This window comes from Kitasatospora sp. NPDC018619 (assembly GCF_044391605.1).
GTDB lineage: Bacteria > Actinomycetota > Actinomycetes > Streptomycetales > Streptomycetaceae > Kitasatospora.
The window spans coordinates 292,213-314,020 of sequence record NZ_JBISAI010000006.1; the positions used below are offsets into that span (position 1 = coordinate 292,213).

Here is a 21,808-nt window from a genome sequence, read left to right on the forward strand (position 1 = left end):
GTTCTTGGTGTCGTCTTGACTCTTGACAGTGAGTCATGTCCGCGACAGCTTTGGTGCACCCCCACCCGTGGACCCCCCACATCCGAGAGGTCTCTCATGAAGAAGCCGCTCATAGGCACGGTCGCCACCCTGCTGGTCGCCGGGGCCACCGCCCTCGTCGGAGCCGTTCCGGCCCAGGCCGCAGCCCCCGCCGCCAAGCCCGCCGCCCAACCCGTCGCCGCCGTGAGCTTCGCCGGGACGGTCGCGCTCAGCAACTGCTCCGGCTCGCTGGTGCGGATGCCCGGATCGGCCGCGACCGACCCGGCCCTGATCCTCTCCAACGGCCACTGCCTGGAGACCGGCATGCCCGGTCCGGGCGAGGTGGTCCTCAACCGCGCCTCCAGCCGGACCTTCACCCTGCTCAACGCGAGCGGCGGCGGCGTCGCCACGCTGCGCGCCAACAAGATCGTCTATGGCGCGATGACCGACACCGACGTGTCGATCTACCAGCTGAACACCACCTACGCCTCCATCCAGTCCCGGTACGGCATAGCCCCGTTGACCATCGCGGCCACCCACCCCGTCCAGGGCACCGCGATCAAGGTCGTCTCCGGTTACTGGAAGAAGATCTACTCCTGCTCGATCGACGGCTTCGCCTACCGGCTGAAGGAGGCGGACTGGACCTTCAAGGACTCGGTCCGCTACACCTCCACCTGCAACGTGATCGGCGGTACCTCCGGCTCGCCGGTGGTCGACGCCTCGACCGGCCAGGTGGTCGCCGTCAACAACACGATCAACGAGAGCGGCCAGAGCTGCACCCTGGACAACCCCTGTGAGGTGGACCAGAACGGCGCGGTGACGGTCCGTCCCGGCATCGGCTACGCCCAGGAGACGTACGGGATCCCGGCCTGCTTCGGCGCCGGCAACGCCTTCGACCTCACCCGCCCCGGCTGTGTCCTGCCCCGCCCGTAAGCCGTCAGGACGACCCCGCTGACCAGCACGTCCTGCCCGATGGGCCATCCGCGAACGGCGGGTGGCCCTTTCGGCCGTCCACCGGCCGTCCACCGCACCACCCGCAGGAGCCGCAGGAGCCGCATCGCCCGCGATGCCCGCACCATCCGCACCGTCCGCACTGTCCGCACCACCCGTGCCGCCCGGCCGCACCGCCAGGCGGCAGTCATGTCACCTGACCAGATGGAGAGTTGATGACCACCACCGTGAGAAGGCTGCTGGCCTCGGCCCTGCTGATACCGCTGCTCGCGGTCGGCGGCCTGGCGAGCCCGGCGTCCGCCGCCGACGGCCAGGGCACGCAAGGTGCCCAGGGAGCCCAGGGGGAGCAGGGCGACCGGGGCAACGGGGCCCGCCACGGCCGGAGCCCCGCCGACGACCCGACCGCCGACATCAAGGACCGCCTGGCGGCGATCCCCGGGGTGACCGTCACCGAGGAGAAGCCGACCACCACCGGTCACCGCTACTTCATCGCCACGTACACCCAGCCGATCGACCACAACCGCCCCTGGCTGGGCACCTTCCAGCAGCGCTTCAGCCTGCTGCACCGCGGCTACGACCGCCCGACGGTCTTCTACACCAACGGCTACACCCTGGGCACCAACCCGTCCCGCACCGAGCCGACCCGGCTGGTGGACGGCAACCAGGTGTCCATCGAGTACCGGTTCTTCACCCCCTCCCGCCCGGAGCCGGCGGACTGGACGAAGGCCGGCATCCGCCAGGGCGCCGCGGACTCGCACCGGCTGGTGACCGCACTGAAGCGGATCTACCAGGAGGAGTGGCTGTCCACCGGCGCCAGCAAGGGCGGCATGTCCTCCACCTTCTACCGCCGCTTCTACCCGGACGACGTGGCCGGCACCATCGCCTACGTCGCGCCGAACAACACCGACGTCAACGACTACGCGGCGTACTCCGAGTTCTTCCGCACCGTCGGCACCCCCGAGTGCCGGGCCCGGCTGAACGCCGCCCAGCACGAGCTGCTGGCGCGCCGCGACCGCCTGGAGGCCCGCTTCGTGGCCGACAACAAGGCGGCCGGCTCCACCTTCAACACCCTCGGCAGCCCGGACCGCGCCTACGAGGCCGGGGTGCTGGACGTGGTCTGGGCCTTCTGGCAGTACAGCCTGGAGTCCGACTGCGCCAAGGTTCCGGTCGCCGCCACCGCGACCGACGACGAGCTGTACGCCTGGTTCGACTCGCAGTCCGGCGTCACCGGCAACAGCGACCAGTCGCTGGCGAAGTACACCGCGTACTACTACCAGGCCGCCACCGAGCTGGGTGCGCCGTTCTTCGACGTCTCGCACCTGAAGGACGTGCTGCACTACGACTACAAGGAGCTCTACTCCGTCCGCAGCTACGTGCCGAAGGAGATCCCGACCGTCTTCAACCCCAAGGCGATGCCCGACATCGACCGCTGGGTGAAGCGCGAGGGCGAGCGGATCATGTACGTCTACGGGGGCAACGACCCGTGGGGCGCCAAGCCCTTCCGCCTCGGTCGGGGCAGCGAGGACAGCTACGTCTACACCGTGCCCGGCGGCAACCACGGCTCCAAGATCGAGCAGCTGCCCGCCGCCCAGTCGGCGGAGGCCGTCGCCAAGGTGCAGGAGTGGGCGGGCCTGAGCGACCCGAACGCCCGCTCGCTCGCCAAGGCGCCCCGGGCCGCCGCGGAGTTCGGTCCGCTGGACGTCGAGAACCGGCGGCAGGAGCAGGAGCGCCGCCCGCTGTAGCGCTCCCGCGCCGGACCGCACCACCCGGTACGAACCCGAAGAGGAGGCCGCCCCGGTTCCGGGGCGGCCTCCTCGCGTCGCTGCCCGCCGATCCGTCCTCGCGTCGCTGCGCGCCGAGCCCTCCCCGAAGCGGTGAATCAGTGCTTCAATGCTTTCATGGCCTACCGACGCACGCCCGCCGTACAAGCCCGCCTGGACGCCCAGCGCGAAGCGGTGCTCCAGTCGGCGGTCGGCCTGCTGGCCGAGCGCGGGTACGGCGGCTGCACGATGGCCGCGGTGGCGGACCGCGCCGGGATCGCCACCGGCAGCCTCTACCAGCACTTCACGGGCAAGGCCGAGCTGTCGGTGCAGCTGTTCCGCCGGGTGGTCGGCCACGAGATCGACGCGGTCAACGCCGCCGTCGCGCTCCGGGACACCCCCCGGCAGCGGATCGCCGCCGTGGTCGAGACCTTCGCCGCCCGGGCCCTGCGCGCGCCCCGGCTGGCGTACGCGCTGCTGGTCGAACCGGCCGACGCGGTGGTGGACGAGGAGCGCCTGGTGTTCCGCCGGGCGTTCCGGGACGTGATCGCCACCGAGATCGCCGCCGCCGTGGCGGCCGGCGAACTGCCCGAGCAGGACCCGGTGCTGACCGCCGCCGCCCTGGTCGGCGCGGTCGGCGAGGCCCTGGCCGGCCCGCTCGCGGCCGCCCCGCCCGCCCCGCCCGCCGCCGTACCCGCGGGAAGCGCCCCGGCCGCAACCGCCCCGCCCGCCGGACCGGCCGACGCGGCCCGCCCCGAGCAGGCCGCCGACCCCGCCACGGTGGTCCCCGCCCTGGTCTCCTTCACCCTGCGTGCCCTGGGAGGACGCGATGACAGCGACGCATGAGGTCACCAACCAGGTGCCCCTGCCGTACGGCCACGACACCGCCGCCGACCCCACCCTGCTCGCCGCCCTCCGGCGGGCCGACGCCGGCTGGGCGGAGCCCGAACTGCGCGAGCTGGGCCGGCTGGCCGGGTCCGAGCAGGCCGGCGAGTGGGGCCGGCTGGCCAACGAGAACCCGCCGGTGCTGCGCACCCACGACCGCTTCGGCCACCGGATCGACGAGGTCGAGTTCCACCCGGCCTGGCACGAGCTGATGCGCATCGCCGTCTCCTACGGCCTGCACGCCGCGCCGTGGCGCGACGAGCGCCCCGGCGCCCACACCGCCCGGGCCGCCCGGTTCTACGTCTGGGGCCAGGTCGAGGCCGGCCACACCTGCCCGGTCTCGATGACCTACGCCGCCGTCCCGGCGCTGCGCGCCAACCCCGCCCTGGCCGCCGAGCTGGAGCCGCTGCTGGCCGCCCGGGAGTACGACTACGGGCTGCGCGAGCCGGGCACCAAGCGCGGGCTGATCGCCGGCATGTCGATGACCGAGAAGCAGGGCGGCTCGGACGTCCGCACCAACACCACCACCGCCGTCCCGCAGGCCGACGGCACCTACCGGCTCACCGGCCACAAGTGGTTCACCTCGGCGCCGATGTCCGACCTCTTCCTGACCCTCGCCCAGGCCCCGGGCGGCCTCAGCTGCTTCGCGCTGCCGCGCGTCCTGCCGGACGGCTCGCGCAACCGCCTGCACCTGATGCGGCTCAAGGACAAGCTCGGCAACAAGTCCAACGCCTCCGCCGAGTTGGAGTACGACGGCGCGGTCGGCCGGCTGGTCGGCGAGGAGGGCCGGGGCGTCCGGACCATCATCGAGATGGTCAACATGACCCGCCTGGACTGCACCGTCGGCGCGGCCTCCGGCATGCGCTACGGCGCCACCCGGGCGGTGCACCACGCCCTGCACCGGCGGGCGTTCGGCAAGGCGCTGGTCGACCAGCCGCTGATGCGCAACGTGCTCGCCGACCTGGTCGTGGAGTCCGAGGCGGCCACCGTCGTCGCCATGCGGCTCGCCCTGGCCACCGACCGGACGCTGGCCGGGGACGGGACCGAGGCGCTGGTCCGGCGGCTGGGCCTGGCGGTGGCCAAGTACTGGGTGTGCAAGCGCGGTCCGGCGCACTCCGCCGAGGCGCTGGAGTGCCTGGGCGGCAACGGCTACGTGGAGGAGTCCGGGATGCCCCGGCTCTACCGGGAGGCGCCGCTGGTGTCGATCTGGGAGGGCTCCGGCAACGTCGCCGCCCTGGACGCGCTGCGAGCCATGGCCAAGAGCCCGGAGAGCGTCGACGCCTTCCTCGCCGAACTGGACGCCGCCGCGGGCGCGGACCGCCGGCTGGACGCGGCCGTCGCCGCGCTGCGCGAGGAGCTGACCGACCGGGGGGAGCTGGAGTACCGCACCCGCCGGCTGGTCGAGTCGATGGCGCTGGCCTTCCAGGGCTCGCTGCTGGTCCGCTACGGCAGCACGGCGGTGGCCGACGCGTTCTGCGCGAGCCGGCTCGGCGGCGACCACGGCGCGGCCTTCGGCACCCTGCCGGCCGGGGTCGACACCGGGGCGATCATCGACCGGGCCCTGCCGGTGCCCGCCTGAGCGACGGGGGCACCGGCTCCGGCCCGATCGGCCCGTAGCCGTAGCCGTAGCCGTAGCCGTAGCCGGAGCCGGAGCCGGAGCCGGGCCCGGTGGCCGGCCACCGAGGCCGGTCACCGTGGCCGGCCACCGCGGCCGGTCACCGGCCCCGGTCACCGCACCGCCCGCAGCACCTCCAGCGCCCGCGCGTGCAGTCCGGGCGCGGCGGTGAGGAAGCCCTCGGAGCCGGCCGTCCAGGGCGCCCCGGCGGTGTCCGTCACCGTCGCGCCCGCCTCGCGCGCGATCAGCGCGCCGGGCAGCAGGTTGCCCGCGTCGGGGCCGTACTCCCAGAACAGCGCCAGGTGCCCGGAGCCGACCTGCGCCACCTGGAGCGCGGTCGGGCCGAGGTTGCGCACCGCCAGGACGGCCCCCGCCATGGCGGACAGCGACTCCCCTGCCCGGCGCAGCGCCACCGGGTCGGCGGCCACCCGCGGCGGCTGGCTGGTGGCGGCGACGGTGACGGCCAACTCCCGTTCCAGGGGCGCGATCGGCCGCCCGTCCAGCTCGGCCCCGCCGCCGAGCACCGCCCGGTAGGTACGGCCGTCCTGCTCCGGGGCGTGCACCACCGCCAGCACCGCCGCGCCGTCCCGCACCAGCGTGGCCGTCACGGCCCAGTGCGGTTGCCCGAGCAGGTACTGCACGGCACCGTCGGTCGCGTCGCACAGCCACCACTCGCCCTCGGCGGGCACCGATCCGTCGAGCTCCTCGGGCGCCCAGCCGGCCTGCGGGCGCAGCGCGGTCAGCCGCTCCCGCAGGCCGGCGGCGGCCGGGCCGTCCAGCTCGGCGAAGCGGGCCGCCGCCTCCCCGACGGTCCGCGCGGTGACCGGGCGGGCGGGTCGGCGGGCCGCCAGCCCCGCACCCGTCCCGCGCACCGCGGCCTCCACGCCCTCCGCCAGCGCCCACAGCCCCTCCGTCCCCGTCCGGTCCGTCTCGTCCGTCCTGTCCGCCCCCTCGGTCCTGTCCACCCCGTCGGTCCTGTCCGTCCCGTCTGCCACGGCGGCCCCTCCTCGCTCGCTCCGGGCCGGAGTCCGCCCCCGGCCGTCCCGGACCAGGAGTACCGTCAGGGCTGCCGGACAGGACGCAGCAGCCGTCGGACATGACGGGGATCGGACACCATGGACCTCTCCACCGCGGATCCGGACAGCGTCCTGGACGCCCTCGACCGCCGACTGGTGTGCGCGCTCCAGGTGGACGGACGGGCCGAACCCGGCCGGATCGCCGAGGTGCTGGGCGTCTCCGCCCGGACGGTCACCCGTCGGCTGGGCCGGATGCGGCAGGCCGGGGTGGTGCGGGTGGTCCGGCTGCCCGACGTCGAGGACGCCGCGGTGGGCGCGCTGCTGCTGCGGGTCCGGGTGCTGAGCGGCCGGGTGGACGCCGTCGCACGGGCCCTCGCCGACCGCGCCGACGTGCCGTTCGTCGACGTGATGCTCGGCGGTCACGAGATCGGCGCCGTGGTGCTCACCGACGCCGGCTCCCGCGACCGGCTGCTGTACGGTCAGCTGCCCGCGACCGGCGCCGTCACCGAGACCACCACCCACGCGGTGCTGCACGCCTTCGCCGACGCCGGGCAGTGGCGGGCCGGGTACCTGACCGAGGAGGAGGCCGCCGCGCTCGCCCGGCCCGTCGTGCCGCGCCCCGCCGCGCCCCCGCCGCAGGACGGCCTCGACCGGGCGCTGCTGGAGCGGCTCGGCGAGGACGCCCGGCAGTCCCACGCCGCGCTGGCCGCGGCCGTCGGCGCGCCCGAGTCCACGGTGCGGCGCCGACTGCACCGGCTGGACGCGACCGGGCTGCTGCGCACCCACGCCACCGTGGACCCGCGGCTGCTCGGCCTGGCCGTGGACGCCAACCTCTGGCTGGACGTGCCGCCCGGCCGGATCGCCGGGGTCGGCGCGGCCCTGGCCCGCCACCCGCAGGTGCACGGGGTGTTCGCCACCAGTGGCCCGGCCGACCTGCTGGCCACGGTGTTCTGCCGGGACCACGGCGAGCTGTACCGCTTCCTCACCGACACCCTCGGCCCGCTCGGCGTGGCCCGGGCCGAGACCACCATCACCGCGCGCGCGGTGAAGCGGGCCGGCGTCCTGCTCCGGCAGCCGCCCCGCAGGCCGTAGCCGGCCGGTCGGCCGGGCCTTACCCGCGGGGTAATCGACGCCGCCCGGCCCGCCGGGCAGGGTGGTGGCACCCGGTACGGCCGTCACGGTCCCGGGCTCCCACCCCCTGACAGGAGGCGAATCCGCCATGTCCGCCCACGCGAACACCCTCCCGCCCGACCGGCCCGGCGCCGTCCTGTCGCCGTGGACGGTGCGCGGCGCACTCGCCCTGGACGCCGTCGTCACGGGCGCCAACGCCCTGGCCTACCTGGCCTTCTCCGGCCCGCTCGGCGAACTCCTCGGCGCCGGCCGCGGCACCCTCGTCGACCTCGGGCTGCTGCTCCTGGGGTACGCGCTCGCGGTCGGCGCGCTGGCGTCCCGGCGGCGGCCGCCGACGGTCGGGGTACGGACGGTGGTCGACGTCAACCTGGCCTGGGTGGTGCTCAGCCTGGTCGCGATGGAGGTGTGGCTGGAGCCGACCACCGCCGGGCTCGTCTGGATCCCGGCCCAGGCGGCGGCGGTGGGCCTGTTCGCCGTGCTCCAGCTCGCCGCCCTGCGGCGCCGCACCCGGGAGGACAGGCCCTAGCGTTCCGGCCCGACCGCCGCGTGCAGGAAGCGCACCGTCTGCGCGTCGGCGGGCAGGAAGGTCTCCATGGCCAGCTCGGAGACGGTGACGTCCACCGGCGTGTTGAAGGTCGTGATGGTGGAGAGGAAGGACAGCACCCGCCCCTCGGACCGGATCCGCAGCGGCAGCGCGAACGGGAACCCGTCGGCGGGCCGTCCGTCCCCCTGCAGGCCGTCCCCCTGCAGGCCGTCCCCCTGCAGGCCGTCCGGCAGCGGGCCGTCCGCCGGCTCCCCGGCGGGCTCCGGGTAGCCGCGGACCTCCTCGTACAGCCGGCGCAGCGGCTCGGCCCGGACCAGCTCCAGCTGCCGTTCCATCCGTTCCAGCAGGTGCTGCCGCCACTGCCGCAGGTTGGCGATGCGCGGGGCCAGCCCGTCCGGGTGGAGGGTGACGCGGATGGCGTTGAACGGCGGCTCCAGCAGGTGCGGGGCGACGCCGTCCAGGAGCAGCCCGAGCGAGCGGTTGGCCGCCAGCACCCGGAAGGCGCCGTCGACCACCACCGCCGGGTACGGGTCGTGGGCGGCCAGCAGTCGTTCCAGCCCGCCGCGCAGCGCGGCCATCGTCGGGTCGTCCAGCGGCGTCTCGGGGTAGTGCGGGGCGTAACCGGCCGCCAGCAGCAGGGTGTTGCGCTCGCGCACCGGGACGTCCAGCTGCTCGGCCAGGCGCAGCACCAGGTCCCGGCTCGGCCGGGAGCGGCCGTTCTCCACGAAGCTGAGGTGGCGGGCCGAGGAGTCCGCCCGCAGGGCCAGTTGCAGCTGGCTGAGCTGCCGGCGCTCCCGCCAGCCGCGCAGCAGCGGGCCGACGCCCGTCCCCGTCGGGCTGCTCATGCCCGCCATGATCGTCATGGCTCAGGACGGTACTCGAACGGACCGGCCGGCGGGAGGGGGCGGGGGAGCGGGAGGGCCGGGGAGCAGGAGGGCCGGGGAGCAGGAGGAGCGGGGCCGGCGGGCAGGTGGGCCCGGAGCCCGGGGGCTCAGACGCCGGTGCTCGATCCCGGGCGGATGACCATGAGCACCACGACCACGGCCCACAGCAGGTTGAACACCCCGGCGGTCATCGGCAGCAGCTTCAGCCCGCCGACGGCCTTGGCGTGCCGCTCGTCCGAGGGGTCGAGGTCGAGCGCGTCCACGGCGGCCTGCTGGCCGGGCAGTACGAAGAGCAGCAGCGCCAGCGCGGCGACCGCGGTCAGCACCATCGAGACGATCACCCAGGACTGCCCGAGCACGTCCATCACCTGCGCCAGCCCGATGCCCAGCACCGGCACCGCGACGCCGAGCAGCGCGTAGACCTGGGTGATCCGGTGCAGCACGCGCAGCACACCGGCGTCGGAGGCCCGGTCCGGCCTGCCGGCCAGCGCGGCCTTCGCCCGGCGCGGGAACATGCTGACGGCCACCGCGACCGGGCCTATGAACAGGACCGACACGAGGACGTGCAGGCTCAGCAGGAACTTGGCCATGGCGGGGCACCCTTTGGGATCCGGTGGGGAGCTGGTCGGCGGGCACGCGCGTCCGGCGCGCCCACGAGCAGGCACGCTAACACCGCTTATCCGCCGGCCCCTCGCGCGGGTCGGCGCCGGCGCCCGCTCAGCCCGCCGCCGTGATCCCCACGAGCCGGGGCGGGGCGGTGCTGACGGCCGCGACGGCTGCGGCGTGCCCGGGGTCGGTCCAGTCGAGCAGGTGCAGGTCCTCGTACCGGCTGTGCAGCGGGGCGCCCGGCGGGACGGCGGACGGCAGGGCGGAGAGGTCGACCAGGCCGAGGGTGTCCAGGGTGGCCCGCCCGATCTTGATCAGCGACTCCTTGCGCACCCAGAGCCGCAGGAACGCCTGCTCCGGGTCCGGCGCGGCCTCGACCAGGGCGAGTTCCGCGGGGGCGAGCACCCGGCGGGCGACGGCGTGCAGCGAGCCGCCCCGGGTGGACAGCTCCACGTCCACCCCGACCGGCCGGAACCCGGCGCCGGCCGCGACCACGCCCCGGGTGTGCGACAGGCTGACGTGCACCCCGGGGTGGTCGGGCAGGTAGGGCTTGCCGTGGTCGGCGAGCCCGCAGTCCGGGCACTGCTGGGCGAGCACGAGGTCGGCGGCCGGCAGGCCGAGCAACCGGGCGGCGCAGAGGCGGACCAGGACGTGGCCGGCGGTGAAGTCGATCCGCCCGGAGTCGTGCCGGAAGCGCGCGGCGCGCTCCCGTTCCACGGCCGTCAGCAGGTGCTCGCCCGCCTCGGGGTGCCGCAGCACGGCGTCGGCGGACGCGACGGCGACGAGCGGCGCGCTCTGTTCCTGGGCCTCGGTGGTCATGGCTCCCAACCTACGGCCTGTCCCCGACCGGCCCCAAGGCGCGGCCGTCGGGTGGCGCCACGCCGGGAACCGCTGCGCCGGACGGGTGAATTTCGGATCCGATCTGAGGGTCTGTAGGGTGTAAATAGTCCGTTTTAGGGTTGGATGTCCCGGATCTGTGAGTTCGCCAGCAGATCACACAGAACATGACGGGTCGTCCTGACCCGTCCCTTGCTCATGCACGGAGGAATTGTCGATGGGTCAGGCCACCGGTTCGCCGGATCACAGAACGACCGCCGCGAGACCCCGGGCCCCGCGCGGGCGCCGGGCCGTCCGGATCGCGGTGGCGACCGCCGTCACGGCGCTGCCGCTGGCCGCGGTGCTGACGGTCGGTTCGGCCGCGCCGCTGGCCCCGCCGCTGGGCGCCTGCACCGGCCCGGACTGCCCGGCCACCTGGCCGCCGCCGCACAACGGCGACTTCCCCGGCCGCGACGCCTCCGTCAACGTCTTCACCGGCGGCAACTACACCGTGAACGGCCGCGCCGCGGAGGCCGAGGGGAAGATCGTCACGCTCGGGAACCTGACCGTCGACAAGAACGGCGGCGGCGTCTACAACATGGGCGTGGTCGGCGTCGGCTCGCGCGTGGTGCCGCCGAACGGCAGCGACTTCGTGACCACCGGCGGCACCGTCGACGCGGTGGCCGGCAACAGAATCCTGATCGGCGGCAGCGACTCGCGCGGCCCGGCCTACGGCAACCTGCGCCACGCGGGCACCGTCACCGGCACCGTCAGCATCGACCCGCCCGGCCAGTCGATCGAGGACCCGAACGCCGCCGCGCCCTACCAGTCGGTGCTGACCCAGATCGAGGAGGTCTCCGACTGCGTCGGCCGGGCCGCCGCGACCGGCACCGTCGCCGTCACCGCCAGCGAGGCGACCTTCACCGGCGACGGGACCAGCATGAAGCAGGTCTTCAACGTCACGCAGAACCTCGCCTCGCCGACCGGCGGGCAGATCGGCCTGGTCTTCACCGGCATCCCGGCCGGCGCCACCGTGGTGGTCAACATGCTCGGGGACAGCCCGGTCATCAACACCTACACCGGTACGGGCCTGGCCGGCGACCAGACCACCGAGATGCGCTCCAAGCTCATCTACAACTTCCCGACCGCGAGCTCGGCGCAGATCACCGGCAGCGCCCAGTTCCAGGGCTCGGTCCTGGCCGGCAACCCCGGCGGCACCATGACCATCTCCCAGCCGGGCCTGAACGGCCGGGTGTACCTCGCGGGCAACCTGGTCCACACCGGGACGGGCGGCTACGAGATCCACAGCTACCCCTTCGACGGGGACCTGCCGGACTGCGCGGTGACGCCCAGCCCGTCGCCGACCTCGCCGACGCCGTCCCCCTCGCCGACGTCTCCTTCCCCGACCTCGCCGAGCCCGACGTCCCCGACGCCCACCTCGCCGGGCCCGACGTCCCCGACGCCGACGTCCCCCGCGCCGACCTCTCCGACGCCCACCTCGCCCGCGCCGACCTCGCCGTCGGCCACCGCGACGACGTCGAGCGCCGGCCCGGCCCCGACCAGCCACCACCCGACCAAGGAGCCGAGCGGCCACCACCCCGGCGGTGAGCTGCCCTCCACCGGTGCGGGCAACGCCACGACGGTCTTCGGCCTGGCGGGCATCGGCCTGCTCGGCCTCGGCGGTCTGGCCGTGCTGGCCGCCCGCCGCCGCGGCCGCCACGGCTGACGGACGCCGCGGCCGAGCCGCTGAACGGCGGTGCGGGCCGCCCGGGTCGAGTCGATCCGGGCGGCCCGCGCCGTTTCCGGGCCTGGCGGCCTACCGGTCCGCCGGACCCCGGGCCGGGTAGCGGGCGAGGCCCGAGGCGAGCAGGCCGAAGGCCCGCTCCACCGCCGCCTCGACCCTGGCGCGCACCGCCCCGGCCGGCTCCCCGGCCACCACGGCCCGCCGGATCTCGCCGAGCACCGCCCGGTGCGCCCCCGCGACGGCTCCGGCCAGCACCCGGGGGAGCGGGTCCTCCGGCGCCGCCCCCGACTCCTCGGCCAGGGCGGCCGCCAGCGCCGCCTCGGACCGTTCGCCGAGCTCCAGCAGCCGGGCCCGCAGGGCCGCGCTGTCCTCGACGATCCGCCAGAAGGCCGCGATCCCCGGGTTCAGCCCGACGGTCGGCTCCCCGGTGGCGAAGGCCGTCAGCAGGTCGGTCCGGACGGCGTCCACGGCGGAACTGCCCGCGGGGCGGCGCCGGACGACCTCGGCCAGGTGGGCGACCACCTCCTCCTGCCGGTCGAAGAACAGGTCTTCCTTGGTCGGGAAGTAGTTGAAGACCGTGTTCGGCGAGACCCCGGCGGCCCGGGCCACCTCGACCACCGTGACCCGGTCGAAGCCGCGTTCGGCGAACAGGCCCATGGCGGTGTCCGAGAGCAGCTCCCGGGTCTGCTGCTTCTTGAGTTCGCGAAGTCCCATGGCCGGATCCTACCGGCGAAACATGGTGTCAGCTCAAATTTGCAGTGACACCAAGAATATCGGCTACGGTGGCCGCATGACCTTCACCTTCGGCATCTACCCCGGCGGATCGACCGGCGACGAGACCGGCGTCCTCGCGCCCGTCCGCCCCGACGACCCGGCCCTGATCACCGCCGCCCTGCGCGAACTCCAGGGCGGCGCAGCGGAGTTCCTGGTCCGCGCCTACCGCTCGTACCCGGGCGGCGAGCACACTCCGGAGCGGCCCGAGCAGTACGCCGTCGAGGGCCGCCGGCTCGACCTGGTGCTCCAGTACCGGGAGCGCGGCGGGGAGTTGGCCGGCTGGCTGGACTTCGTCCGGCGGACGGTCCGGACCGAGGGACACCGCCTCGCCCTGCTCCAGGTCTGCGAGGAGCCCAACCTCGACCTCCCGCCCGTGGACGGCAGCATCCCGAACGTCCGCCGGGCGCTGGTCGAGGGCGTGGTCGCGGCCAAGGAGGAGGCGCTGGCCCGCGGGTTCGACCGGCTGGCCGTCGGCTTCAACGCGGTGCCCTCCCTCGACCCCGAGGACGACTTCTGGCCCGAGCTCGGGCGGCTCGCCGACGAGCGCTTCCACCGCGCTTTGGACTACGTCGGCCTGGACTTCTTCCCGGACGTCTTCCGCCCCGTCCCGCCCGGCGGGCTCGCCGACGCGGTCCGGGCGGTGCTCGCCGGGTTCCGCCGGGAGGCCCTGCCCCGGGCCGGGATCGGGCCGGGCGTGCCCGTGCGGATCTGCGAGAACGGCTGGCCCACCGGCCCCGGGCGGAGCGAGGCGCGGCAGGCCGAGGCGGTGGCGGAGGTGGTCCGGGAGGTCGCCGGGCTGGCCGCCGAACTCAACGTCACCGGTTACGCGTTCTTCGCCCTGCGCGACGCGGACAGCGCGGGGGCCGGGCTGTTCCCGCACTTCGGCCTGGTGCGCGACGACTACGCGCCCAAACCGGCCTTCGCGGTCTACCGCGCCCTGGTCGATGAGCTGACGAAGGCCGACTGACGAAGGCCGACTGACGAAGGCCGGCCGACGGAGCCGGCCGGCGAAGCCCGAGCCGCCGGCGGGCCGGCGGTGCGGGGGCGAGGGGCGCGGTCAACAGGCCTACGAGGCCCGCTGGTTCGCTTCGAAGAAGCGCTCCACCGTCCGTCGCCGGGCGGCGACGGCGTGCACCGGCTCGCCGATCACCCTCCCGGCCAGTGCGACGGCCAGGGCGCCGACGTCCTGCCGCAGCAGCCGGGCCGCCGCGGCCCGGTCGGCGGCGAGCCTGGCGCGGCCGGCGGTGAGCAGCTCGTCCCGGTTGCGGACGCCCTCCGCACGGGCCGCCGCCATCGCCGCCGCGCCGCGCTCGGCGTACTCCTCGCGGATCCGGGCCGCCTCGTGCCGGGCCTCGGCGAGCTCCCGCAGCCGGGCCTCCCGGGTGGCCTCGGCCTCGGCCAGCAGGGCCTCGGCGCGTTCGGCGCGGCCCTCGGTGGCCTCCCGGCGTTCGGCCCGCAGCCGTTCGATCCGGGGGAGCAGATGGCGGCCGAGCGCCCACAGCAGCAGGAGGAAGAGGCCCAGGCCCAGGAGCAGCGGGGCCGGTTCGGGCCGGAGCGGGCCGAGTTCGAGTGTCACGCGCGGCCTCCCCTGAGGTGACGTCCCGTCAGCCGGGAGTATCCCCGAGGGCGGCGGTGGTCGAACTCGGTCCGGACATGAGCCGCGTCACGGCGGCCTACCGGGTCGGCGGCGGCGCCCCGCAGGCCGTGGGACTCACTGCCCCATGACGTACCTGACGGTCGGGCCGGTGGTCCAGCCGCCGTCCACCGCCAGCTCGGCGCCGGTCACGTAGGAGGAGTCGTCGGAGAGCAGGTAGACCACGGCGGTGGCGATCTCGGGCGCCTCGCCGACCCGGCCCATCGGGGTGTTGGGGTAGTTGCCCTCGCCCTGCCGGATGCCGACGGCGGCGGTCATCGGCGTGTAGGTCATGCCCGGGTGCACCGAGTTGACCCGGATCCGCTCGGTGCCCAGCTCGACCGCACCGATCTTGCTCAGGCCGCGCACCCCCCACTTGGAGGCGCCGTAGCCGGCCGTCAGCGCCAGGCCCATCAGGCCGGCCGCCGAGGAGATGTTGACGATCGAGCCGCCGCCGGCCGCGCGCAGTGCCGGGACGACGGTCTTCATGCCGATGAACACGCCGGTCAGGTTGACGTCCAGCACCTTGCGGAAGTGCTCGACGCTCTCCTCCGCGAGCAGCGTGCCGGTGGAGATCCCCGCGTTGTTGACCAGGCCGTGCACCGCGCCGAACTCCGCCGCCGCGAAGTCCACCACGTGCTGCCAGTCCTCCTCCGAGGTCACGTCGTGGCGCACGAACCGGGCCCGGTCGCCGAGTTCGGCGGCGGTGGCCTCGCCGTCCTCGACCAGGACGTCGGTGATCACCACGCTGGCGCCGGAGGCGACGGCGAGCCGGGCGGCCTCGGCGCCCAGGCCGCGGGCGCCGCCGGTGATGATGACGGTCTTGCCGGTGAGGTCGTTCATGACCTGCTCCTTCGGGGGGTGGGGGAGGAGAGCATGGCGGCGGACATCGTCACCAGGTCGGCGAGGAAGGTCTCCTCGTCCGTCAGGGGGGTCGAACCGGTGAGGTACTGCTGCGCGCGGTCGGCCAGGGCCGCGCCGACCAGGGTGAGGACCAGGTCGATCCGCTCCAGCCGGATCGGTTCGGGCAGGGCGGAGATCCGCTCCTCGACCAGCTCGATCAGGTGCCAGTAGCCGCCGCCGGCCAGGGTCGGGTGCGGGGTCCGGGTGCGGACCCCGCTGCTGTGGCTGACCTGGGCGGAGATCCGCAGGCAGTGCCGGCCCTGTTCGGTGCGCAGCTCGGTGGCCTCGGCCGCGACCAGGGCACCGAGCAGTCCGGGCAGGTCCGCGTCCGCGAGTGCGGGCAGGTGCGGCGCGAGGGCCCGCTCGGTGCGCTCCTGGCGGCCGGCCATGATCGCGTCGAGCAGGCCCTCGCGGGAGCCGAAGTGGTACTGCACGGCGGACGGGTTGCTCTGCCCGGCCAGTCGGATGATGTCCCTGGTCAGAGCGGCTTCCACGCCCCGGGTGGCGAAGAGTTCCTCCGCCGCCCGCAGCAGCCTCTCGCGGGTCTCGTGGCCCGCCGACGTCCTTGCCATGCGGCAAGGTTAATGCTGCGCATTATTAAAGGCAAAGGACCGGGGCGTCGCCCCCGTCACGTCATCTCGTCCCCCGTCACGTCATCTCGCCCCCCGTCACGTCACCTCGCCCCGCCGGGAGAAGCGCTCCGCCCGCCACTCGCCGCTCTCCAGCACCTCGGCCAGCTGCCGGGCCGCGTCCCAGACCTCGGTGTACGACAGGTAGAGCGGGGTGAAGCCGAAGCGCATCAGGTCCGGTGCGCGGAAGTCGCCGACGACCCCGCGCGCGATCAGCGCCTGCACCACCGGGTAGCCGTCGGCGTGCCGCAGCGCGACCTGGCTGCCGCGCCGGGCATGGGCGCGCGGGGTCACCACCTCGACGCCGTCCAGCCCCTCGGTCAGCGAGACGAACAGGTCGGTCAGCGCCAGGCTCTTCGCCCGCACCGCCGCCAGGTCCACCCGCTCCCAGACGTCCAGCGAGGCGCCGAGGGCGGCCTGGCCCAGCAGCGAGGGCGAGCTGGTCAGGAACCGGCCGATGCCCTGCTTCGGGTCGTACCCGGGCTCGAAGGCGAACGGCCGGGCGTGGCCGAACCAGCCGCTCAGCGGCTGGCGCGGGCCGGCCGCCAGGTGCCGCTCGGCGACGTACAGGAAGGCCGGCGAGCCGGGGCCGCCGTTCAGGTACTTGTAGGTGCAGCCGACCGCGAAGTCGGCCCCGGCGGCGTCGAGCCCGACGGGCAGCGCGCCCACCGAGTGGCACACGTCCCAGACCATCAGGGCGCCCGCGGCCCGTACCCGGGCGGTGATCCCGGGCATGTCCAGCAGTTCGCCGGTGCGGTAGTCCACGTGCGAGAGCACGACCGCGGCGACGTCCCCGTCCAGGTGCCGGTCCAGCTCCTCGGGGCGGATCAGCGCGCTGCGCGCGCCCTCGACCAGGCCGGTCACGCCCTCGGCGATGTACAGGTCGGTCGGGAAGGCCTCGGCGTCGCCGAGCACCGTGCGCCGGCCCGGGCGCAGCCGCAACGCGGCCGACAGCACCTTGAACAGGTTGACGGAGGTGGTGTCGCAGACGACCACCTGCGCCGGGTCGGCGCCGACCAGCGGCGCGATCCGCCGCCCCAGCCGGTACGGCTGCTCGAACCAGCCGGCGTCGTTCCAGCTGCGGACCAGCTCCCGGCCCCACTCCTGCTCGACCACCCGGCGCACCCGCTCGGGGGTGCGTGCGGGCAGCGCGCCCAGCGAGTTGCCGTCCAGGTAGATCACCCCGGCCGGCAGGGCGAACTCCTCGCGGAACGCCGCCAGCGGGTCCGCGGCGTCCAGCGCCGCGCACTCCTCGCGCGTGGTCATGCCCGTCCCTCCCTCGTCATCCGTCCGTACCGGCCGCCCCGGTCCGGTGGGGCCCGCCAGAGCCCGCCCCGGTCCGGTGGGGCCCGTCACAGCTCGTCCCGGATCGTCCACAGCTCCGGGAACACGTCCTGCTCGGCCGACCTGCGCAGCCACTCCAGCCCGCTGGAGCCGCCCGAGCCGGGCTTGCCGCCCATCGTGCGCTTGACCGCCGCGAGGTGGCGCTGGCGCCACCGGGTGACCCGCTCGGCCACGTCCAGCAGGGCCTCGCCGAGCGGCTGGAGCCCGGCGAGCTCCGGCTCGGTGTACACCCGCCGCCAGGCCGTCTCGACCTCGGCGGACGGCTGGTAGCGCCGTTCGGAGGCGGCCCGGTGGGGGGCCAGGCCGCGGCGGGCCAGCAGCGCCAGCGCCTCGTCGTACAGGCCGGGGGAGCGCAGCGCCTCGGTCAGCTCGGCCTGGGTGCCGGGCATCCCCTCGTACATCGACAGCAGTGCGGCGTTCTTGTTGCCGAGCAGGAACTCCAGCCGCAGGAAGGCGGCGGACTGGAAGCCGGAGGCCTCGCCGAACAGCGGGCGGAAGGAGTTGAACTCGCGCGGGGTCATGGTGGCCAGCAGGTCCCAGGACTCCACCAGCACGTCCTGGGCGTGGGTGCCCCGGCGCAGCGCGGCCAGCGCGGCGGGCAGGTCGTCCGCGCGCAGCGCCCGCAGGGCGAGCGTCCACTCGTGCCGTAGCAGGTCGAACAGCAGCTCCATCACCTGGGTGGTGACGATGAACGACAGCTCGGCGGGCTCCTCGCTGCGCGGGTGCTGCAGGGCGTGCAGCTCCTCCAGCCGCACGTACTGGGCGTACGGGGTGCCGCGGCCGGCCGCTGTGCCCCGACCGAACGACAGGTTGGGTGTCTCCACCGTGTCGTGCCCCATCCCGATCCCTCCTGATCCTCCGGGCCGCGTCGCCCGGTGCGGCGGACCGGCCGGACTGCCGGATTCCACCGGGTGCCCATTGTGCGGCGGCGGTGCCCCCCGCTTGAATGGTCGACGGGCATCGCAACCGCCTTCGCAGTTGTCGTTCGCGAGGCGTTCCCGCGATTCGCCTTCCGAACGGAAACCGCACGATCCTGACCCCCGGGAGGCCCGCCGTGGACGCCGTCGACCGCCGCCTGCTCGCCGAGCTCCAGGCCGACGCCCGGCTCTCGTACAACGAACTCTCCCGCCGGGTGAGCCTGTCCGCACCCGCGGTGGCCGAACGGGTCCGCCGGCTGGAGTCCGAGGGCGTGATCAGCGGCTACCACGCCCACGTGGACCTCACCCGGGCCGGGCTGCCGATCACCGCGCTGGTCCAGATCCAGTGCTACGGCCCGCGCTGCGTGCTGCGCGACCCGGAGGTGCCGACCTGGCCGGAGGTCGTCCAGCTGCACCGGGTCACCGGCGGGGCGTGCTGCGTGCTGCTGGTCGCGGTGTCCACGATGGCCGAGTTCGAGGCGGTGTGCGACCGGCTCGGCGGCTACGGCCAGCCGTCCAGCTCGATGATCCTCTCCAGCCCGGTGCCCTGGCGGCCGGTGGTGCCGCGCTGAGCGGCGCCTGGCCCTGACGCGGACGGCAGGGGGTAGGTTGCCCGGCATGTCGAACGAGCGCCACATCCTGCTGCTGCCCGGGAGCCTGCGGGCCGGCTCCACCAACGAGGCCGTGCTGCGCACCGCGGCCGCGGTGGCCGACACCACCCCGGGCCTGCGGGCCACGTACTACGCCGGGCTGGCCGGGCTGCCGCACTTCAACCCGGACCACGACACCGACCCCCTGCCGGAGCCGGTGGCCGCGCTGCGGGCCGCGGTCGAGGCGGCCGACGCGCTGCTGGTCTGCACCCCCGAGTACGCCGGGACGCTGCCGGGCGCGTTCAAGAACCTGCTGGACTGGACGGTCGGCGGGGTCGAGATCTCGGACAAGCCCGCCGGCTGGATCAACGCGGCGGGCCCGGGCCGGGGCCGCGGCGCCGAGGCCGCCCTGCGCACCGTCCTCGGCTACACCGGCGCGGCCGTGCTGGACGGGGCCTGCGTCCGGCTCCCGCTGGAGCACGGCGCGGTCGGCCCGGACGGGCTGGTCGCCGACCCGCTGGTGCGCGAGCGGATCGGCGAGGTGCTGGCCCGGCTCGCGGCGGCCTGACCGGCGGGCCGAGCGGCCGGGGCCGCAGGGGGCGCCGGGCTCAGTGCCCCTCCGGCAGGTGCACCCCCAGCCCCGCCAGGCCCTCCAGGAACAGTTCGACGCCGACCGCCGCCAGCAGCAGCCCGAGCAGCCGGGACAGCACCTCCAGCGAGGTGCGGTGGGTGCGCCGCATCAGCGGTGCGAGCACGGCGACGCAGAGGTAGTTGATCACCGCGACGCCCACGTACGCCCCGGCGACGGCGGCCTTCCAGCCCCAGTCGTCCTGGTTGAGCGAGGCGACCAGGACGGCCGTGATGGCGAGCGGGCTGGCGATGTACGGCAGCAGCAGCTCGCGGATGCCGTCCACCAGCGGGTTCGCCAGGTGCTCGTCGTCCTCGCCGTCCGAGCCGAGGTGGACGCCGAAGACCAGCGCGACGGCGTAGACGAAGAAGATCGCCCCGCCCGCGAGCTGGAGCGACTGGTCGCTGATGTGGAAGAGGGTGGTCAGTTCGTCGGCGCCGAAGCCGAGCACCAGGCCGATCACCGCCGAGACGGCCGTGCTGAGCGCCGCCAGCCGGCGCAGCTCCAGGTTGCTCCGGGTTCCGGCCAGCCGGGCGAAGGCCAGCAGGGTCTTCGGTGGGCCGACCACGGCGAAGAAGGTGATGAAGGCGCTGCCCAGGTTGAAGACGAACATGGGCCCAGCATGACCGCGCGGCGGCGGGCGGCCGGTCCGCCACGCCCCGCGGCGGGGGGTGGCCTGCGTCTCCCGGGGCGGCCTTCCGGCCGGGCCCGTTCCCGGCCCCGGCCCGTTCCCGGAGCCGCCCTGCTCCCGGCCCCCGTCCTGTCCCCGGCCCGGCCCGGGTTCGCCCGGATGGCGGCCCCGGCTCGAAGGGGCGGGCGCTCTCGGTTGCCATGGAGGGAGGACGGCCCCCGCGCGGGGCCACCGCGCCGCGGAAACGAGGAAGCGTCATGTGCCTGAACCGTAAGGACCTGGGCCTGCTGGCCCTGCGCAGCGCGGTCGGCGGGGTGCTGATCGCGCACGGCACCCAGAAGCTGTTCGGCTGGTTCGGGGGCGGCGGCCTGGAGGGGACCACCCAGGCCATGGAGCACATGGGCTTCCACCCGGCCCGGCAGAGCGCGATCGCGGCCGGCGTCGGCGAGGCGGGCGGCGGCGCGCTGCTGGTGGCGGGGCTGGCCACCCCGGCGGCCGGCGCGGTGGTGGCGGGGACGATGGCGGGTGCGGTGTCGGTGCACGCTCCGGCCGGCTTCTTCGCGATGTCCGGCGGCTACGAGTACCCGGCCTTCCTCGGGGCGACGGGGCTGGCGATCGGCCTGGCCGGGGCCGGCCGGTACTCGCTGGACCACGCGACCGGCCACGTCTTCGACCGGCCGTGGGTCGGCCTGGCGTCCTTCGCGGCGAGCGCGGCCGCGGCGTACGGCGTGGTCGCCCGGCGCCGCCACCAGGTCCGGCTGCGCGAGGAGCGGGCCGCGGTGGAGGCGGACACCCAGGAGGGCTCGGGTCTCTCGTAGCGCTCGGCGCTCCCGCCCGGCGGGGCCGGCTCACCCGGAGGCAGCAGCCCTGCTGGCGGCGGTCCGTCGGCGCTCGGAGGGTGGGCGTGCAGCGTGCCGGGCAGCCCGGCGCCGACCGGAAGCGAGGACCGCATGGACCGCCAGCCGCTGACCCGAGGCAGCTCCCCGAGGACCACCGCGCAGGGCCTGGGCGCGCCGCCGCCGAGTCGCCGGCGGCGGACGGCGGCAGGGGCGTTGGCGCTGGCCGTGGCCGGTGCGGCGGTGCTCGCGGGCTGCTCCTCGGGCAGGAGCGCGAGCAGCGTGGCCTCCTCGGCGGCGGCCGCGGTGGAGAAGGGCGCGAGCGCCGCCGCCTCGGCCGCGTCGGCGCTGGCCTCGGGGGCGGCCGGGGCGGGGGCGGCGATCGCCTCGGCGCAGGCGCAGGCGCAGGCCTCGGCAGCGGTGTCGGCGGCCTCCTCGGCCGTCGCCGGGATCAAGGGCGGCCTGGACGCCAAGGGGGACGTCGCCGCCGGGGCGGTGACCACGGGTTCGGACGGTCGGCCGCAGGTGCCGCTGACCGTCACCAACCACGGGAAGCAGTCGTACCGGTACGTGGTCCAGCTGAACTTCACCGACGAGTCCGGCAAGGTGCTGGACGCGACGGCGGTGACGCTCCAGGACGTGGCCGCCGGGCAGAGTGCCGAGGCGACCGGGCACGCCAACCGGGCGCTGAACGGCACGGTCCGGGCCGAGGTGGCCAACGCCGTCCGCTACTGACTCCGGCCGCCTGCCGCCCAGGTCAGCGCGGGCGTGGAACCTTAAGCGGGACTCAAGGCCCAACAGGACCCCTTGACGGGCGAGTTGGTCTAGTCCATTTTTATTGCCCAGGTGCAGGGAGCCCCTGAACCGGCGTCGGCGGCCTCGTGCCGCGGGCGCCGGTTCGGCACATCCCGGTAGTCCGTCATGGTCCGTCCACGCTCGATTCCCCACCCATG

At 75.1% G+C, this 21,808-nt stretch carries 23 protein-coding genes; 12 read left to right on the forward strand and 11 right to left on the reverse strand.

Annotated features, from left to right (window positions below; translation table 11 throughout):
* The first annotated feature begins 96 nt into the window (after positions 1-96).
* The 4 genes from ACH5AR_RS12150 to ACH5AR_RS12165 all read left to right on the forward strand — a co-directional run bounded on the left by ACH5AR_RS12150 (position 97) and on the right by ACH5AR_RS12165 (position 5,193).
* Positions 97-951 carry a serine protease gene (locus ACH5AR_RS12150; protein WP_396301267.1) on the forward strand — a complete coding sequence of 285 codons (855 nt, stop codon included), beginning with the start codon at positions 97-99 and terminating at the stop codon, positions 949-951.
* Positions 952-1,184: 233 nt separating this feature from the next.
* The gene (locus ACH5AR_RS12155) at positions 1,185-2,711 is read left to right on the forward strand and encodes a S28 family serine protease (RefSeq protein WP_396301268.1); all 1,527 of its coding nucleotides are present in this window, start codon (positions 1,185-1,187) and stop codon (positions 2,709-2,711) included.
* Positions 2,712-2,867: 156 nt separating this feature from the next.
* Complete coding sequence (locus ACH5AR_RS12160; protein ID WP_396301269.1) at positions 2,868-3,575, forward strand: TetR/AcrR family transcriptional regulator; 708 nt, start codon at positions 2,868-2,870, stop codon at positions 3,573-3,575.
* Positions 3,559-5,193 carry an acyl-CoA dehydrogenase family protein gene (locus ACH5AR_RS12165; RefSeq protein ID WP_396301270.1) on the forward strand — a complete coding sequence of 545 codons (1,635 nt, stop codon included), beginning with the start codon at positions 3,559-3,561 and terminating at the stop codon, positions 5,191-5,193. Before ACH5AR_RS12160 ends, ACH5AR_RS12165 begins: the two co-directional genes overlap by 17 nt.
* 149 nt (positions 5,194-5,342) lie before the next feature.
* Here ACH5AR_RS12165 and ACH5AR_RS12170 read toward each other — a convergent pair whose 3' ends face one another.
* Positions 5,343-6,224, reverse strand: coding sequence for an inositol monophosphatase family protein (locus ACH5AR_RS12170; RefSeq protein WP_396301271.1), 882 nt, complete (start codon positions 6,222-6,224; stop codon positions 5,343-5,345).
* Between the two features lie 120 nt (positions 6,225-6,344).
* On the opposite strand from ACH5AR_RS12170, the gene ACH5AR_RS12175 reads away from it, so the two are divergent.
* A complete protein-coding gene (locus ACH5AR_RS12175) occupies positions 6,345-7,337 on the forward strand; it encodes an Lrp/AsnC family transcriptional regulator (protein WP_396301272.1) in 993 nt (330 codons plus the stop codon).
* Between the two features lie 127 nt (positions 7,338-7,464).
* Positions 7,465-7,902: a hypothetical protein gene (locus ACH5AR_RS12180; protein ID WP_396301273.1), complete on the forward strand. Its 438-nt coding sequence runs from the start codon at positions 7,465-7,467 to the stop codon at positions 7,900-7,902.
* Here ACH5AR_RS12180 and ACH5AR_RS12185 read toward each other — a convergent pair.
* The 3 genes from ACH5AR_RS12185 to ACH5AR_RS12195 form a co-directional block, all read right to left on the reverse strand.
* Entirely contained in the window at positions 7,899-8,774 is an 876-nt protein-coding gene (locus ACH5AR_RS12185; protein ID WP_396301368.1) for a helix-turn-helix domain-containing protein, read from the reverse strand. The genes ACH5AR_RS12180 and ACH5AR_RS12185 overlap by 4 nt on opposite strands.
* Before the next feature lie 137 nt (positions 8,775-8,911).
* The gene (locus ACH5AR_RS12190; protein WP_396301274.1) at positions 8,912-9,394 is read right to left on the reverse strand and encodes a DUF2269 family protein; all 483 of its coding nucleotides are present in this window, start codon (positions 9,392-9,394) and stop codon (positions 8,912-8,914) included.
* 127 nt (positions 9,395-9,521) lie between these two features.
* Positions 9,522-10,229 (reverse strand): 4'-phosphopantetheinyl transferase family protein, encoded by a 708-nt coding sequence (locus ACH5AR_RS12195; RefSeq protein WP_396301275.1) that lies wholly within the window; start codon positions 10,227-10,229, stop codon positions 9,522-9,524.
* Positions 10,230-10,551: 322 nt separating this feature from the next.
* On the opposite strand from ACH5AR_RS12195, the gene ACH5AR_RS12200 reads away from it, so the two are divergent.
* A complete protein-coding gene (locus ACH5AR_RS12200) occupies positions 10,552-11,952 on the forward strand; it encodes a choice-of-anchor A family protein (protein ID WP_396301276.1) in 1,401 nt (466 codons plus the stop codon).
* Between the two features lie 90 nt (positions 11,953-12,042).
* Here ACH5AR_RS12200 and ACH5AR_RS12205 read toward each other — a convergent pair whose 3' ends face one another.
* Complete coding sequence (locus tag ACH5AR_RS12205) at positions 12,043-12,684, reverse strand: TetR/AcrR family transcriptional regulator (protein WP_396301277.1); 642 nt, start codon at positions 12,682-12,684, stop codon at positions 12,043-12,045.
* A gap of 76 nt (positions 12,685-12,760) precedes the next feature.
* Here ACH5AR_RS12205 and ACH5AR_RS12210 point away from each other — a divergent pair, with 76 nt between their 5' ends.
* Entirely contained in the window at positions 12,761-13,711 is a 951-nt protein-coding gene (locus ACH5AR_RS12210) for a hypothetical protein (protein ID WP_396301278.1), read from the forward strand.
* Between the two features lie 99 nt (positions 13,712-13,810).
* Here ACH5AR_RS12210 and ACH5AR_RS12215 read toward each other — a convergent pair whose 3' ends face one another.
* The 5 genes from ACH5AR_RS12215 to ACH5AR_RS12235 all read right to left on the reverse strand — a co-directional run bounded on the left by ACH5AR_RS12215 (position 13,811) and on the right by ACH5AR_RS12235 (position 18,092).
* Positions 13,811-14,320 (reverse strand): hypothetical protein, encoded by a 510-nt coding sequence (locus ACH5AR_RS12215; RefSeq protein WP_396301279.1) that lies wholly within the window; start codon positions 14,318-14,320, stop codon positions 13,811-13,813.
* A 135-nt stretch (positions 14,321-14,455) separates the two neighbouring features.
* Positions 14,456-15,220, reverse strand: coding sequence for a glucose 1-dehydrogenase (locus tag ACH5AR_RS12220; RefSeq protein WP_396301280.1), 765 nt, complete (start codon positions 15,218-15,220; stop codon positions 14,456-14,458).
* Positions 15,217-15,852, reverse strand: coding sequence for a TetR family transcriptional regulator (locus ACH5AR_RS12225; protein ID WP_396301281.1), 636 nt, complete (start codon positions 15,850-15,852; stop codon positions 15,217-15,219). Before ACH5AR_RS12225 ends, ACH5AR_RS12220 begins: the two co-directional genes overlap by 4 nt.
* Positions 15,853-15,948: 96 nt before the next feature.
* Positions 15,949-17,175, reverse strand: coding sequence for a kynureninase (gene kynU, locus ACH5AR_RS12230; RefSeq protein ID WP_396301282.1), 1,227 nt, complete (start codon positions 17,173-17,175; stop codon positions 15,949-15,951).
* A gap of 86 nt (positions 17,176-17,261) precedes the next feature.
* Positions 17,262-18,092 carry a tryptophan 2,3-dioxygenase gene (locus tag ACH5AR_RS12235; RefSeq protein ID WP_396301283.1) on the reverse strand — a complete coding sequence of 277 codons (831 nt, stop codon included), beginning with the start codon at positions 18,090-18,092 and terminating at the stop codon, positions 17,262-17,264.
* A 215-nt stretch (positions 18,093-18,307) separates the two neighbouring features.
* Between ACH5AR_RS12235 and ACH5AR_RS12240 the strand changes: the two genes are divergently transcribed.
* Positions 18,308-18,742 (forward strand): Lrp/AsnC family transcriptional regulator, encoded by a 435-nt coding sequence (locus tag ACH5AR_RS12240; RefSeq protein ID WP_396301284.1) that lies wholly within the window; start codon positions 18,308-18,310, stop codon positions 18,740-18,742.
* Between the two features lie 46 nt (positions 18,743-18,788).
* Positions 18,789-19,328: an NADPH-dependent FMN reductase gene (locus tag ACH5AR_RS12245; RefSeq protein ID WP_396301285.1), complete on the forward strand. Its 540-nt coding sequence runs from the start codon at positions 18,789-18,791 to the stop codon at positions 19,326-19,328.
* Between the two features lie 40 nt (positions 19,329-19,368).
* Here ACH5AR_RS12245 and ACH5AR_RS12250 read toward each other — a convergent pair whose 3' ends face one another.
* On the reverse strand, positions 19,369-20,001 hold the full coding sequence (locus tag ACH5AR_RS12250) for a MarC family protein (RefSeq protein WP_396301286.1): 633 nt from the start codon (positions 19,999-20,001) through the stop codon (positions 19,369-19,371).
* Between the two features lie 275 nt (positions 20,002-20,276).
* Between ACH5AR_RS12250 and ACH5AR_RS12255 the strand changes: the two genes are divergently transcribed.
* Positions 20,277-20,837, forward strand: coding sequence for a DoxX family protein (locus ACH5AR_RS12255; protein WP_396301287.1), 561 nt, complete (start codon positions 20,277-20,279; stop codon positions 20,835-20,837).
* A gap of 132 nt (positions 20,838-20,969) precedes the next feature.
* Complete coding sequence (locus ACH5AR_RS12260; protein WP_396301288.1) at positions 20,970-21,590, forward strand: hypothetical protein; 621 nt, start codon at positions 20,970-20,972, stop codon at positions 21,588-21,590.
* The last annotated feature ends 218 nt before the right edge of the window (positions 21,591-21,808 follow it).

What these genes read in the sequence shown, in the direction of transcription:
- ACH5AR_RS12225 (WP_396301281.1), bottom strand. Translation starts at nt 15,852, where the DNA reads ATGGCAAGGACGTCGGCGGGCCACGAGACCCGCGAGAGGCTGCTGCGG.
- ACH5AR_RS12205 (WP_396301277.1), bottom strand. Translation starts at nt 12,684, where the DNA reads ATGGGACTTCGCGAACTCAAGAAGCAGCAGACCCGGGAGCTGCTCTCG.
- ACH5AR_RS12185 (WP_396301368.1), bottom strand. Translation starts at nt 8,774, where the DNA reads ATGGCGGGCATGAGCAGCCCGACGGGGACGGGCGTCGGCCCGCTGCTG.
- ACH5AR_RS12250 (WP_396301286.1), bottom strand. Translation starts at nt 20,001, where the DNA reads ATGTTCGTCTTCAACCTGGGCAGCGCCTTCATCACCTTCTTCGCCGTG.
- ACH5AR_RS12155 (WP_396301268.1), top strand. Translation starts at nt 1,185, where the DNA reads ATGACCACCACCGTGAGAAGGCTGCTGGCCTCGGCCCTGCTGATACCG.
- ACH5AR_RS12220 (WP_396301280.1), bottom strand. Translation starts at nt 15,220, where the DNA reads ATGAACGACCTCACCGGCAAGACCGTCATCATCACCGGCGGCGCCCGC.
- ACH5AR_RS12210 (WP_396301278.1), top strand. Translation starts at nt 12,761, where the DNA reads ATGACCTTCACCTTCGGCATCTACCCCGGCGGATCGACCGGCGACGAG.
- ACH5AR_RS12195 (WP_396301275.1), bottom strand. Translation starts at nt 10,229, where the DNA reads ATGACCACCGAGGCCCAGGAACAGAGCGCGCCGCTCGTCGCCGTCGCG.
- ACH5AR_RS12260 (WP_396301288.1), top strand. Translation starts at nt 20,970, where the DNA reads ATGGACCGCCAGCCGCTGACCCGAGGCAGCTCCCCGAGGACCACCGCG.
- ACH5AR_RS12235 (WP_396301283.1), bottom strand. Translation starts at nt 18,092, where the DNA reads ATGGGGCACGACACGGTGGAGACACCCAACCTGTCGTTCGGTCGGGGC.
- ACH5AR_RS12180 (WP_396301273.1), top strand. Translation starts at nt 7,465, where the DNA reads ATGTCCGCCCACGCGAACACCCTCCCGCCCGACCGGCCCGGCGCCGTC.
- ACH5AR_RS12255 (WP_396301287.1), top strand. Translation starts at nt 20,277, where the DNA reads ATGTGCCTGAACCGTAAGGACCTGGGCCTGCTGGCCCTGCGCAGCGCG.
- ACH5AR_RS12175 (WP_396301272.1), top strand. Translation starts at nt 6,345, where the DNA reads ATGGACCTCTCCACCGCGGATCCGGACAGCGTCCTGGACGCCCTCGAC.
- ACH5AR_RS12150 (WP_396301267.1), top strand. Translation starts at nt 97, where the DNA reads ATGAAGAAGCCGCTCATAGGCACGGTCGCCACCCTGCTGGTCGCCGGG.
- kynU (WP_396301282.1), bottom strand. Translation starts at nt 17,175, where the DNA reads ATGACCACGCGCGAGGAGTGCGCGGCGCTGGACGCCGCGGACCCGCTG.
- ACH5AR_RS12160 (WP_396301269.1), top strand. Translation starts at nt 2,868, where the DNA reads ATGGCCTACCGACGCACGCCCGCCGTACAAGCCCGCCTGGACGCCCAG.
- ACH5AR_RS12190 (WP_396301274.1), bottom strand. Translation starts at nt 9,394, where the DNA reads ATGGCCAAGTTCCTGCTGAGCCTGCACGTCCTCGTGTCGGTCCTGTTC.
- ACH5AR_RS12245 (WP_396301285.1), top strand. Translation starts at nt 18,789, where the DNA reads ATGTCGAACGAGCGCCACATCCTGCTGCTGCCCGGGAGCCTGCGGGCC.
- ACH5AR_RS12165 (WP_396301270.1), top strand. Translation starts at nt 3,559, where the DNA reads ATGACAGCGACGCATGAGGTCACCAACCAGGTGCCCCTGCCGTACGGC.